The 12467-nt window shown below is 73.3% G+C and carries 14 protein-coding genes; 8 read left to right on the top strand and 6 right to left on the bottom strand.

Going from position 1 to position 12467, the window contains the following annotated elements:
• Positions 1-27: 27 nt before the first annotated feature.
• A complete protein-coding gene (locus OG389_RS29115) occupies positions 28-777 on the bottom strand; it encodes an aminoacyl-tRNA hydrolase (RefSeq protein ID WP_328301415.1) in 750 nt (249 codons plus the stop codon).
• 71 nt (positions 778-848) lie between these two features.
• Here OG389_RS29115 and OG389_RS29120 point away from each other — a divergent pair, with 71 nt between their 5' ends.
• From OG389_RS29120 to OG389_RS29135, 4 genes are read left to right on the top strand one after another with little or no spacing between them, the layout of a single operon-like run.
• A complete protein-coding gene (locus OG389_RS29120) occupies positions 849-1523 on the top strand; it encodes an AIM24 family protein (protein WP_328301416.1) in 675 nt (224 codons plus the stop codon).
• The gene (locus OG389_RS29125; protein ID WP_328301418.1) at positions 1520-2368 is read left to right on the top strand and encodes an ATP-binding cassette domain-containing protein; all 849 of its coding nucleotides are present in this window, start codon (positions 1520-1522) and stop codon (positions 2366-2368) included. The genes OG389_RS29120 and OG389_RS29125 overlap by 4 nt, the downstream gene beginning before the upstream one ends.
• Before the next feature lie 55 nt (positions 2369-2423).
• On the top strand, positions 2424-3095 hold the full coding sequence (locus tag OG389_RS29130) for an ABC transporter (protein WP_328301419.1): 672 nt from the start codon (positions 2424-2426) through the stop codon (positions 3093-3095).
• Positions 3096-3109: 14 nt separating this feature from the next.
• Positions 3110-3310, top strand: a complete 201-nt coding sequence (locus OG389_RS29135; protein WP_328301420.1) for a hypothetical protein — start codon at positions 3110-3112, stop codon at positions 3308-3310.
• An 8-nt stretch (positions 3311-3318) separates the two neighbouring features.
• Here OG389_RS29135 and OG389_RS29140 read toward each other — a convergent pair whose 3' ends face one another.
• The 5 genes from OG389_RS29140 to zapE all read right to left on the bottom strand — a co-directional run bounded on the left by OG389_RS29140 (position 3319) and on the right by zapE (position 8949).
• A complete protein-coding gene (locus OG389_RS29140) occupies positions 3319-4248 on the bottom strand; it encodes a polysaccharide deacetylase family protein (protein ID WP_328301421.1) in 930 nt (309 codons plus the stop codon).
• Between the two features lie 70 nt (positions 4249-4318).
• The gene (locus tag OG389_RS29145) at positions 4319-5212 is read right to left on the bottom strand and encodes a PPK2 family polyphosphate kinase (RefSeq protein WP_443059468.1); all 894 of its coding nucleotides are present in this window, start codon (positions 5210-5212) and stop codon (positions 4319-4321) included.
• Positions 5213-5716: 504 nt separating this feature from the next.
• On the bottom strand, positions 5717-7105 hold the full coding sequence (locus tag OG389_RS29150; protein ID WP_328304184.1) for an alkaline phosphatase PhoX: 1389 nt from the start codon (positions 7103-7105) through the stop codon (positions 5717-5719).
• Positions 7106-7347: 242 nt separating this feature from the next.
• Positions 7348-7773 (bottom strand): OsmC family peroxiredoxin, encoded by a 426-nt coding sequence (locus OG389_RS29155; RefSeq protein ID WP_328301422.1) that lies wholly within the window; start codon positions 7771-7773, stop codon positions 7348-7350.
• Between the two features lie 63 nt (positions 7774-7836).
• On the bottom strand, positions 7837-8949 hold the full coding sequence (zapE, locus tag OG389_RS29160) for a cell division protein ZapE (protein ID WP_328301424.1): 1113 nt from the start codon (positions 8947-8949) through the stop codon (positions 7837-7839).
• A 36-nt stretch (positions 8950-8985) separates the two neighbouring features.
• Between zapE and OG389_RS29165 the strand changes: the two genes are divergently transcribed.
• The 4 genes from OG389_RS29165 (at position 8986) to msrB (ending at position 12270) form a co-directional block, all read left to right on the top strand.
• A complete protein-coding gene (locus OG389_RS29165) occupies positions 8986-9759 on the top strand; it encodes a pyrimidine reductase family protein (RefSeq protein WP_328301425.1) in 774 nt (257 codons plus the stop codon).
• 145 nt (positions 9760-9904) lie between these two features.
• On the top strand, positions 9905-10372 hold the full coding sequence (locus tag OG389_RS29170; protein ID WP_328301426.1) for an indole-3-glycerol phosphate synthase: 468 nt from the start codon (positions 9905-9907) through the stop codon (positions 10370-10372).
• Positions 10373-10435: 63 nt separating this feature from the next.
• Complete coding sequence (murC, locus tag OG389_RS29175) at positions 10436-11830, top strand: UDP-N-acetylmuramate--L-alanine ligase (protein ID WP_328301427.1); 1395 nt, start codon at positions 10436-10438, stop codon at positions 11828-11830.
• A gap of 32 nt (positions 11831-11862) precedes the next feature.
• Positions 11863-12270 carry a peptide-methionine (R)-S-oxide reductase MsrB gene (gene msrB, locus OG389_RS29180; RefSeq protein ID WP_328301429.1) on the top strand — a complete coding sequence of 136 codons (408 nt, stop codon included), beginning with the start codon at positions 11863-11865 and terminating at the stop codon, positions 12268-12270.
• The last annotated feature ends 197 nt before the right edge of the window (positions 12271-12467 follow it).

Genomic DNA, 12467 nt, shown 5'->3' on the forward strand with positions numbered 1-12467 from the left:
GTCGAGTCCTTCCGCCGAAACGACCAGTCAGAGCCGCGCCCGCAGCGCCGGGTGGTCCGAGACCACCGTGCAGGACCCGGGCGCGATCTCCGTGAACCCCGCGTCCCGCACCACCGGCAACCCGCTCCCGGACAGCTCCGCCCACCGCTCGCGCGGGGCCGTCCGTACCGCCAGCGCGAAGCCGGAGTCCTGCCACGCGGTGCGCTCGGCGCCGGTCAGTTCCCACCACGCCAGCTGCGCCGCGTGCCCCGCCTGGGCCATCGCCTTGCCGGCCGACATGTCCAGGTCCGGATTGAGCCAGAGCACCGGAAGCCCGGCCGGCGCGGGTGCGACCGGTTGCGGGTCGTCGAGGTCGGTGCCCGACACCTGGAGCTTGGCCAGCTCCTTGGGCCAGCCGTCGAGCGGGACCGGCGGGAAGACCCGTACCTCCGAGGCGACACCGTGCACGGTCAGGCCCGGCAGGGTCCCGGCCTTGCGCCACTCCGCCCCGCGCGCCCTGCGCACCACCTTGCGGATCCGGGCGTCCTGCCAGTCCCGGACCGCGCCGGCCCACTCGCCCTCGCCGGCCGACCGCTCGTCGGTCAGCAGGACGAGCACCGCACGGGCGGCCGTCTCCAGGGCGTCGGTCCGGGCCGGCGGCCCGTCCTTCTCGATCCGCACCACCAGCGGCAGCACGAACTGCGGTGCCTCGTCGCGGGCGATCCGCTCCTGCCGGAAGGGGCTGTCCGCCCCGACGGCGGGTACTTGGGTGACGTGGCGCGTGTCCTCGGTGCTCATCCGGCCAAGTTTGCCAGCCTCCGACTTACGGATGATGTCGCAGGGGTCCCGGACGGGTGAGGATCGGGGCCATGAAGAGTGACCTTTTCGCGTCCGAGAACCCGGCCCAGCCGTCTGCCGTACCCGGTATGACCCTGCAGAACGCCAAGTCCGTGAAGTACACCGTCAACGGTGAAATGCTCGCCCGCCAGGGCTCGATGGTCGCCTTCCGCGGCAGCCTCCAGTTCGAACGCAAGGGACAGGGCATAGGCGGCATGCTCAAGCGCGCCGTCACGGGCGAGGGGCTGGCGCTGATGTCCGTACGCGGTCAGGGCGAAGCCTGGTTCGCGCACCGGGCGGGCAACTGCTTCATCGTCGAGTTCGAGCCCGGCGACGCCCTGACCATCAACGGCCGCAACGTGCTGTGCTTCGACGCGACGCTCTCCTACGAGATCAAGATGCTGAAGGGCGCCGGCATGACCGGTGGCGGGCTCTTCAACAGCCTCTTCACCGGCACCGGCAAGCTCGCCGTGGTCTGTGACGGGAACCCGATCGTCATCCCCGTCACCCCGCAGGCCCCCGTCTACGTGGACACCGACGCGGTGGTCGGCTGGAGCGCCCGCCTGGAGACGGGTCTGCACCGCTCCCAGTCGGTCGGCTCGATGATCCGCGGCGGCTCCGGCGAGGCCGTCCAGCTGAAGCTCAGCGGCGAGGGCTTCGTCATCGTCCGCCCGAGCGAGCTCACCGAGGCGGCTGCCGCGCATTGACCGCGAACACCCTGAGGCTGGCCGGGGTCGGCCGCCGCTACGGCGTGCGCGGGCCCTGGGTGCTGCGCGGGATCTCCCTGGAGCTTCCGCACGGCACCCTCGTACGCGTCGAGGGCCCCAACGGAGGCGGCAAGTCCACCCTGCTCCGCCTCCTCGCCGGACTCGACACCCCCAGCGAGGGGCGGATCACCGGCCGCCCGCACCGCACCGCGTACGTCCCCGAGCGGTTCCCCGCCGCCCTGCCCCTCACGGCCGGGGAGTACCTGACCCACATGGGCCGGGTGCACGGACTGCGCGGAGCGGCCGCCGGGCGGCGGGCCGCCGAATGGCTGGAGCGGTTCGGGGCCGCCGGGACCGCGCGCACACCGCTCGCCGAACTGTCCAAGGGGAGCAGCCAGAAGGTGGCCGTGGCGCAGGCCCTGCTCGCCGGGCCGCAGCTGCTCGTCCTCGACGAGGCCTGGACCGGGCTGGACGAGGCGGCCCGTGCCGAACTGGACCGGGCCGTCACCGAACGCGTCGTCGCCGGGGCCGCGGTGGTCTTCGTCGACCACGACCCCCGGCGGCTCGCGGGCGCGGCCGGCGCGCGGTACCGGGTGGAGGGGGCCGCGGTGGTGGCCCTACGGGACCCCGCGGATCCGGGACCCCTGGTACGCATCGAGGTGGCCGGGCCGCCGGGCGCCGTCCTCCCGCCGGGGCTGACCGTCGAACCGTCGCCGGCCGGGGGCGGAGCCGGGCGCGTGGCGCTGACCGTGCCCGCCGAGCACTCCGACGCCGCGCTGCGCGCCCTGCTCGCCGCGAGCCCGCCCTGCTCGCCGCGAGCCCGCCCTGGCACGTACTCGCCGTAGGGGAACCGGACCCGCGGCCCGACCCGCGGGATCGGCCGGACCACCCGGAGCTGCCGTGACCGCCCGCCCCGCGGTGCTCGTGGCCCTGCTGCGCTACCAGGCCGCGCTGCTGCTGCGCTCGCAGCGCTGGCTCGCCCCGGTACTCCTGTACGCCGCCTTCCTGGCCGTCGGCATCCGGCCGGGCGACCCGGTGCTCGACTCCCTCGGCTACGCGGCCGCCGGGCTGGTCCCGGTCACCGCCTGGCTGGTCCGGATCTGCGTCACGGCCGAGCCCGACGCCGCCCGGGACTGCGTGGCCGCCGCGGCGGGTCCCGTACGCGTGCACGCGGCCGCCCTGCTGACCGCGCTGGCCGGGGCGCTGGCGGCCGGGGGAGCGAGCGCGCTGGCGGTGCTGCTGCTCTGCGACCGCGGCGGAGTGCCCGCGGGCGACGCCGGACTGGCCGGAGCGCTGGCCGTGGCAGCCTGCGCGCTGACCGGCGGCGCGGTCGGGGCACTGGGCAGTCGCCCGCTGCTCGGGCGTCCTGGGTTCGCAGTCCTGGCGACCGGCCTCGGCTCGCTGCTGGCCTGGGGCGTCGGCGCCTCCCCGGCCCGGCTCGCGGTGACCGCGCTGGTGGTGGGGTCACGGGAGCGGACGCTGCCGCTGCCGCTGTCCGAGTGCGCGGTCGCTCTGCTGTTGGCCGCCGGGGCGGGGGCGGTGGCCTGCGCCGCCGCGGCCCGGCGGAGGTGAGTAGGCTCGTACGCATGGACCAGCTGGAGCAGAGCGCGCCCGACTCCTCGTACTGCCCCGCCCCCGCGGCCCCCGCCGGACGGGTGGCCGGGCCGCCCTATGCCGACTGCGTGGAGTGCGGCAGGCCCACCGAGTACGGGGTCGCGACACCGGGCGTGGTGCTGTGCCCGGTGTGCGAGTGGCAGGACGCGCAGCGCACGGCCTGTTCCGGCTGAGCCCCGGGCTACTTCCCGATGAGTTCGGAGACCTTCACGAAGCGGTAGCCGCGCTTGCGCAGCTCCGGGACGATCTTGCGGACGGCCTCCTCGGTGACCGGGGCGGCGCTGCGCGTGCAGTGCATGACCACGACCGAGCCGGGCTTCACCCCGGACAGGACCTGTTCGGCCACCGCGTCGGGATCCTTCGCGAAGGCGTCCCCGCTGACCACGTCCCACTGCACGGCCGTGACCTTGGCCGTGGAGACTGCCCGCAGCGCCTGGTCGTCGTAGCAGCCGCCGGGGAAGCGGAAGTACGGCACGGTGTTGACGGCGCCCGCCTTGTGGAAGGCCTCGAAGGCCCGGTCCACGTCGGCGCGGGCGGCGGCCTCGTCGAGGGCGGGGAGTCCGTAGCAGGGGGACTTGAAGGCGTGGTGGCTGTACGAGTGGTTCGCGATCTCGAAGTTCGGATCGGTGCCCACGGACTTCGCCTGGTCCGGGTACTCCTCGGCCCAGCGGCCCGTCATGAAGATCGTCGACGGCACCTTGAGGGTGCGCAGCGTGGAGATCAGCTGCGGGTTGTCGAAGTGCTCGCCGCCCGCCGCGCGCGGCCCCTGGTCGGAGGTCATGTCGGCATCGAAGGTCAGCGCCACCGTCTTGTCGGTGTGCTGCTTCGCCCGCTCGAAGACCGGGGTCAGGCCGTTCGGGCCGGGCGCCATGGTCGGGGCCTTGCCGGGAGCCCCCGCCTGCGGGGTGCCCGACGGGCTGGGCCGGGGGCTCGCCTGGGGGGACGCGGACGTGGACGCGGAGGGCGGCGCGGTGGGGTCCGCGGAGGTCCCCATCCGGGCCCGGCCGCCGGCATCCGGAGTGCCGCCACCGGCTCCGCACCCCACGAGGGCGCTGCCGAGGGCCGCACCGAGAGCGGCCGCGGCCGCCACCTTGCGCACAGAAATGGTCACGGTCGCAAAATATATGACTATGCGGCAATCGGATGTTCACGGCGCGCACCCGGGAGGGTTGCGCCGGGCCTCAGGTCTGGAGCAGCCGGGCTCGGCACCGCGCCACGTCGAAATCGGCCGCCGGGTACTGCGGAGCGATGCCTTCCAGGTGCTCCAGCAGTAGTTTGCTGATGGCCCAGTTGCGGTACCACTTGCGGTCCGAGGGGACCACGTACCAGGGCGTGGCGTCCGTGGAGCAGCGCTCCAGGGCCAGTTCGTACGCCTGCTGGTACGCGGGCCACGCCGCGCGCTCCTCGATGTCGCCCGGGTTGAACTTCCAGTGCTTGTCCGGGTTGTCGAGCCGCTCCAGGAGCCGCTTGCGCTGCTCCTCGTAGCTGATGTGGAGGAAGATCTTCACCACGCTCACGCCGTCGTCGGCGAGGGACTTCTCGAACCGGTTGATCTGCGCGTAGCGGCGGCCCAGCTGACTGCGCGGCACCAGGTCGCGGACGCGGGCGATGAGGACGTCCTCATAGTGCGAGCGGTCGAAGATGCCGATCTCGCCCGGCTGCGGGAGCGCCTTCATGATGCGCCAGAGGAAGGGGTGGTTCTGCTCCTCGGGGGTGGGGGCCTTGAAGGCCTTGATCCGGCAACCCGAGGGGTTGAACAGGCCGATCACGTGCTTGACCGTGCCGCCCTTGCCGCTGGTGTCCATGCCCTGCAGGACGAGCAGCACGCGGCGGCGGTCCCCTGCGGTGCTGGCGGCGTAGAGCCGCTCCTGGAGGGAGGCGAGCTGTTCGGCCATCTGGGCGGTGGCCGCCACGCCGGCCGCCTTGTCGGTGGGTCCGGCCGGGGTCGCGGCGGGGTGCAGGGCCCCGAGGTCGATGCGCTCGCCGGAGGGGACGCGCAGGAGGGGACTCAGCGGGGTGTCGTGCCCGCGTCCCTTGCGGGAGCCCTTGGGGGCCTTCGAGCTCTCGGCGGAGATCCGGAGCAGCTCGCGCAAGGAGAGGGGCTTGGACTTCGGCCCGGCGTCGGCCCCGGACTTGCCGTCGGGCTCGGCGGCGGGCTCGGCGGCGGGCCTGTCCGCCTTGGCGGGCTTCGCCGGTTCGGCCTTGGAGGCTTTGGCGGCCTTCTCCGGTTTGCTGGGCCTGGCCGCCCCCGCCTTGTCCGCCTTGGTGGGCTTGGCCGCCTTGGCGTCCTTCTCCGCCTTCCCGGCCTTGGCCGCCTTCGCGGGCTTCTCCGTCTTCGCGGCCCTGGCGGCTTTCCCGGGCTCGGTGGCCTTCGGTGGCTTCCCGGCCTTCCCGGGCCCGGCCGTCTTCGCCGACTTCGAGGGGCCCGCGGGCCCGGAGACCTCGTCCGGGGTCCTGCTGTCCTTCTTGGCCACCGCTACCTACCTCGATCCGTCCGACTCCCTACGAGTTTCCAACACATCGGATGGGATCGCGACGTGACGAAAGACCAGCACGGACGGGCCGGAAGGACGTCCGGGTCAGTGCCAGGGTCCCGTCACCGCGAAGGTGGTCCCGGGCGAGTAGGCGTTCACGTACATCGTCCGGGCGTCCGGCGAGAACGTGACGCCGGCGAACTCGCCCCACTCCGGCGCCCCCGGCTTCCCGATGTCATCGGCGTTCCGGGCCATCGGGTACACCTTTCCGTGCGGGGTCACGCCGAAGACGTACTGGGCGCCGCCGCCGTCCTCGCAGACCATCAGGCCGCCGTCGGGGGCCAGGCAGATGTTGTCGGGGGAGTCGCCGGGCAGCTGGGGGTCGCTGGCAGGGCCGAACAGCACGTCCAGCCGGAGCCGGGCGCGCAGCGGGTCGTAGAACCACACCTGGCCGTGGTGCTCGGCGGGGGAGCCCTCGCTGGTGCGGGAGTAGCTGGAGACGAAGTGGACGCCGGTGCCTCCCCAGTAGCAGCCCTCCAGCTTCTGCGCGTGGGTGATCCCGCCGGGGCCGAAGTCCTGGAGCCGGATCGGGGTCCCGGACGCGGACGGGTCCGGCACGGGCACCCACTCCGCCGGGAACTCCGCCCCCGGCTCGTCCACCACCGCCAGGTTCGCCAGCCCGGGTACCCGCAGCGCCTCCAGCGCGCCGCCCGCGCGCAGCGAGCCGGGGCCGCCCAGGGGGCGGGCGGGCAGGAACCGGTAGAAGAGCCCGAAGGGTTCGACGAAGGCGTCCTCGGTCTCGTAGACCACGCCGAGGTACGGGTCCACGGCGACGGCCTCGTGGGCGAAGCGGCCCATCGCGGTCAGCGGGACCGCGCCGGAGCGGTGGGGATCGGCGGGGTCGACCTCGAAGACGTAGCCGTGGTCGCGGGTGTAGCCGGCGGTGCCCGCCCGGTCCTCGGTCTCCTCGCAGGACAGCCAGGTGTTCCAAGGAGTACGGCCACCCGCGCAGTTGACGGCCGTGCCGGCGAGGGCGACGCGCTCGGAGGTGACCCGCCCGGTGGCGTCGAGGTCGAGGAGGGTGCAGCCGCCGAGGGCGTTCGGGTCGTAGGTGAGCCCCTCGACAGGAGGTACGCGCAGGGCCGCGGTCGTCCGGTTCTCGTGGTTGCGGACCAGCCGGACGCGGCCGTGTCCGGCGCCGAAGGCGGCCATGCCGTCGAAGTTGGCCGGGACGGTGCCCTCGCCGGAGCGGAGCGGCTCGCCGGCGCGCGAGAGCACCCGGTAGGTGAACCCGGCGGGCAGGTCGAGCAGCCCGGCGGGGTCGGCCACGAGCGGTCCGTAGCCCCGGGTGGCGGCCGGTGCGGCCGTGCCGGCGCCGGATGCGGCCCGGGCCCCCGCGCCCGCCGCGGGTCCGGCCCCGGCGAAGAGCGCGCCGAGTGCTCCGGTGAAGGCGACCGAACCGGCGGCGAGCAGACTGCGGCGGCTCAGGGACATCGGCGGCATCGGCGGCATTGGAGGCATCGACGGCATGGGCAACTCCCGGCGGTGGGGCAGTACATACGACCGGGCCGTGGTACCACGCGGGTAGCCCCGGCCCCGCCCGCCGCGCCGCCGAGTGCCCCCTGACGGGCGTACGCCCCCACCGCCGGACGCAGTTGCCCGGCGCGGCCCCGGGCGGTGCGGCGGGAGCCGACCGTGCGGGGCCCCGGCGGGGGATCAGGACGGATCGGGCCGGATCAGGCCAGGGTGGCCGTAAGGGTGATGGTCGTGCCCGTCAGGGCCTGGCTCACCGGGCAGTTCTTCTTGGCGTCCTCGGCGGCCGCGGCGAAGCCCTCGGCGTCCAGGCCCGGGACCTCGCCGACCACGGTCAGGTGGATGCCGGTGATGCCCTCGCCCGGCTGGAACGTCACATCGGCCTTGGTCTCCACCCGGGTGGGCGGGGTGCCGGCGCCGTCCAGGCCGTGCGAGAGTGCCATCGAGTAGCAGCTGGAGTGCGCGGCGGCGATCAGCTCCTCCGGGCTGGTCTTCCCGTTCGCGGCCTCGGCGCGCGAGGGCCAGGAGACGTCGAACTCGCCCTGGCCCGAGGAGTCGAGGGAGACGACGCCGGAACCCTTGAGCAGGTTGCCGTTCCAGACGGTGTGGGAGGAACGCGTGGTGGCCATGGTTGATCCCTTCGTGGAAGGTGGGTACGGCCGGGCCGTACGTACGGCCCGGCGTTCCCAAACCTACTGGGACACCAGGGGCTTCGCGTCGCGTGCCAGTGCGGTGAGCCGTGAGATGGCCCGGAAGTACTTCTTGCGGTAGCCGCCGTTCAGCATGTCTTCACTGAAGAGCCTGTCGAAGGGGAGGCCCGACGCCAGGACCGGTATCTCACGGTCGTAGAGGCGGTCCGCGAGGACCACCAGGCGCAGCGCCGTCGACTGGTCCGGGATCGCGCCGACGTCGGTGAGGCAGACGGCCGTCAGGCCGTCGGTCAGGGCCCCGTAGCGGCTGGGGTGGACCCGGGCGAGGTGCTCCAGGAGGGCGGGGAAGTCGTCGAGGCTCGCACCCCTGGTGGCGTACGCGGCCTTGGTGACCTCTTCGTCCGAGAACGGCGCGGGGGCCTCGGGCAGGCCGCGGTGGCGGTAGTCCTGGCCGTCGATGCGCAGCGGCCGGAAGTGCGCGGAGAGCCCCTGGATCTCCCGCAGGAAGTCGGCGGCGGCGAAGCGGCCCTCGCCGAGCTTGCCGGGCAGGGTGTTGGAGGTGGCGGCCAGCGCCACGCCCTGCTCGACCAGGCGGCTGAGCAGGGAGGAGACGAGGACGGTGTCGCCCGGGTCGTCGAGCTCGAACTCGTCGATGCACAGGAGGCGGTGTCCGCCGAGGGTCTGCACGGTCTGCTGGAAGCCGAGCGCGCCGACGAGGTTGGTGAGCTCCACGAAGGTGCCGAAGGCCTTGAGCGCGGGCTCGGCCGGGGTGGCGTGCCAGAGGGAGGCGAGCAGGTGGGTCTTGCCGACGCCGTAGCCGCCGTCGAGGTAGACCCCGCGCGGAGCCGCGGACGAGGCCGTGTTCTTCGGGGTCCTCGCGAACCAGCGCCGCTTGCCGGAGCCGCTGGCGTGCGCCCCGCCCAGGCCGCCGGCGAACTCGGCGAGGACGGTGACGGCCTCGGCCTGGCTCGGCTGGGCCGGGTCCAGGTTGTAGGTGTCGAAGCGCACCGAGTCGAAGCGCGGCGGCGGCACCATCTCGGCCACCAGCCGTTCCGCGGGAACCCGTGGCTCGCGGGCGCACAGGGACTGCGGTCCCGCGTCGGCTATCGGGGGCCGCCCGGAGGCTGGGGCTGAGGGCGAGAGTGAGGTCGACACAGCTCTTCATCCTACGGGGCGTGGCACACTGCACCGATGCGACGCCTGTTCCCTGTGACCGATCAGACATCAGCAGACCGGACCGACCGGGAATGGTCGCTGGACGAGCTCGCCGATGCGTACCCGTACCCCCCGCTCGGCACGGACGGCCACTGGCTGCGCGCCAACATGGTGTCCACGCTGGACGGAGCGGGCCAGCACGACGGGCGTTCCCAGCCCATCTCCGGAGAGAGCGACATGCGGATCTTCGGCACCCTGCGGGCGCTGGCCGATGTGGTGGTCGTGGGCGCGGAAACGGTTCGCCAGGAGGGATACGGGCCCGCGCGGGCCCGGGACGCCTTCGCCGCCCGCCGTAGCGCGGCAGGCCAGGGGCCCGCCGCGGTCATCGCCGTGGTCACCGCGAGCCTGGACCTGGACTTCTCGGCTCCGCTGTTCACCTCCCCCTCGGCGCCGACCCTCGTGCTCACCGGGGCCGCCGCGCCCGCGGACCGGGTCGCCGCGGCCACCGCGGCCGGGGCCGAGGTCGTGGTGGCCGGCGACGGGGCGGGCGTGGACCCGGCCCGCGCCGTACGGGAGCTCGCGGACCGGGGGCTGCGCCGCCAGCTGACCGAGGGCGGACCCCGGCTGCTTGGCCAGTTCGTGGCCGCCGACGCCCTGGACGAGCTGTGCCTGACGATCTCACCGATGCTCACGGCGGGTGATGCCCAGCGGATCTCCGACGGGCCCTCCGTCACGGTTCCGCACCGGCTCGCGCCGGCCTGCGTACTGGAAGAGGCCGGGTTTCTCTTCACGCGTTACCGTCGGATCTGAAGAGAGGCGGAATTTGTAGTTCCGCTTAGCTTCCGCTGGGCACATAAGTGGGCAGGTATACGGCGTAGGCCCCGTGCGACAGCGGGGCAGGATGGTTTCCGCAGGGGCCGGCCGACGGCCTCGGCCCACGAAGGAGAGGGCGTCCGTGTTCACGAGCGTATTGATGATCGAGCAGCCGCTGACCCCGGTCGACGTGGACTTCGTCACCACCCTCCACGGAGACGAGCCGGTCTCCTTCGTCGTCCTGATGCAGCCCCGGGGCGACCGGGACCGACTGCTGCGCGCCATCGACGACGTAGCGCTCGGTGAGCTTCCCGAGGCCATCCACGAGGGTGACGAGCCGGAGGGGGTCGCCGCCCGGGGCCCCGCCGAGACAGCTCTCGAACACTCTCTCGCCTCCCTGCGCGCCAAGGGCGCCAAGGCCGTCGGGCAGATCATCGAGGCCCACCCGCTCGACAAGCTCAAGGCGGTGGTGGAGGAGACCGGCGCCGACGAGGTGATCGTGCTGACCGCCCCGCACTACGTCGAGGAGTTCTTCCACCGGGACTGGGCCTCGCGGGCACGCCACAAGGTCGGCGTTCCGGTGCTCAAGCTCTTCGCCCACAAGGAATAGGGTGGAGGCGGCCGGACCTGCGCGTCCGGCTGCCCGCACGCCCTCGATCCTGGAGCTACCTGAATGAAGCCCGGCCTGCCGACCGCCATGGAACGGCCCCACTTCATCGGCATCGGCGGCGCCGGCATGTCCGGCATCGCGAAGATCCTGGCCCAGCGCGGCGCCGAGGTGGCCGGCAGTGACGCCCGTGACTCCGAGACCGCCCAGGCGCTGCGCGCCCACGGCGCCACGGTCCACATCGGCCACGCCGCCGGCCACCTCGCCGACGACGCGACCTGCGTGGTCGTCTCCAGCGCGATCCGCGCCGACAACCCGGAGCTGGCCCGCGCCGCCGAGCTCGGCATCCCCGTCGTGCACCGCTCCGACGCCCTGGCCGGGCTGATGGACGGCCTGCGGCCGATCGCCGTCGCAGGCACCCACGGCAAGACCACCACCACCTCGATGCTGGCCGTCTCCCTCTCGGCGCTGGGCCTGGACCCCTCCTACGCCATCGGCGGCGACCTGGACGCCCCCGGCTCCAACGCCCACCACGGCGAGGGCGACATCTTCGTCGCCGAGGCCGACGAGAGCGACCGCAGCTTCCACAAGTACACGCCGCAGGTCGCGATCATCCTCAACGCCGAGCTCGACCACCACGCCAACTACGCGTCGATGGACGAGATCTACGAGTCCTTCGAGACCTTCGTCGGCAAGATCCCGGACGGCGGCACCCTGGTCATCGCCCACGGCCAGGCCGGGGCCGCGGAGATCGCCGGCCGGGTCCGCGGCAACGACGGGCTGAACGTGGTCACGTACGGCGAGGAGCCCGCGGCCGACGTCCGGATCACGAAGATCACCCCGCGCGGCCTGACGAGCGAGGTCACCGTCGTCATCGACGGCCGGATGCTCACCTTCACCGTCTCGGTGCCCGGCCGCCACTACGCGCACAACGCCGTCGCGGCCCTCGCCGCCGGTGTCGCGCTCGGCATCCCGGCGCACAACCTCGCCTCCGCGCTCGGCAAGTACACCGGGGTCAAGCGCCGCCTGCAGCTCAAGGGCGAGGCGGCCGGGGTCCAGGTCATCGACTCCTACGCGCACCACCCGACGGAGATGACCGCCGACCTGGAGGCCATCCGCGGCGCCGCCGGGGACTCGCGCATCCTGGTCGTCTTCCAGCCGCACCTCTTCTCCCGCACCCAGGAGCTCGGCAAGGAGATGGGCCTCGCCCTCGCCCTCGCCGACGCCTCCGTCGTCCTCGACATCTACCCCGCCCGCGAGGACCCGGTCCCCGGGATCACCAGCGAGATCATCATCGACGCCGCCCGGGCGGCGGGCGCCGACGTCACCCCCGAGCACGACAAGGGAGCCGTCGCCGAGCTGATCGCGGGAATGGCCAAGCCCGGCGATCTCGTTCTCACCATGGGTGCGGGCGATGTCACGGACCTGGGGCCGGGCATCCTGGCCCGCCTGTCCAACTGACGGTTCCAGAAGAGCGGGAAAGCGGGAGAGTCATGTCGTACGAGGTAGAGAAGACGGACGAGCAGTGGCAGGCGGAGCTGACCCCGTCCGAGTACCAGGTGCTGCGCCTCGCCGGGACCGAGCCCGCCTTCCGCGGTGAGTACACGGACACCAGGACGGAGGGCGTCTACTCCTGTCGCGGCTGCGGCTCCGAGCTGTTCCGCTCCACGGAGAAGTTCGAGTCGCACTGCGGCTGGCCGTCCTTCTACGACCCGAAGGACTCCGACGCCGTCGAGCTGAAGGCGGACGTCGCCCACGGCATGGTCCGCACCGAGGTGCTCTGCGCGAAGTGCGGCTCCCACCTGGGCCACGTCTTCGAGGGCGAGGGCTACCCGACTCCCACGGACCAGCGCTACTGCATCAACAGCATCTCCCTGCGGCTGACCCCGGCCGAGGGCTGACCGGCCTCCACCCGCGTCGATCCGCCCGGCGTCCGGGCGGAGTTCGCCGCCTTCCTCCCGCGCTTCACCTCCGCAGGGAGCCGAGGTGGAGCGCGGGAGGGGCGGGCGTCGGCGATGTTGTACGCGCCCGGTGACCACCCGGGCCCGCCGGGCCCGGCCCGGGCGACCTCGCGCGGGAACCGTCCGGGGTGAGGACT

Source organism: Streptomyces sp. NBC_00435, from assembly GCF_036014235.1.
Lineage (GTDB): Bacteria > Actinomycetota > Actinomycetes > Streptomycetales > Streptomycetaceae > Streptomyces.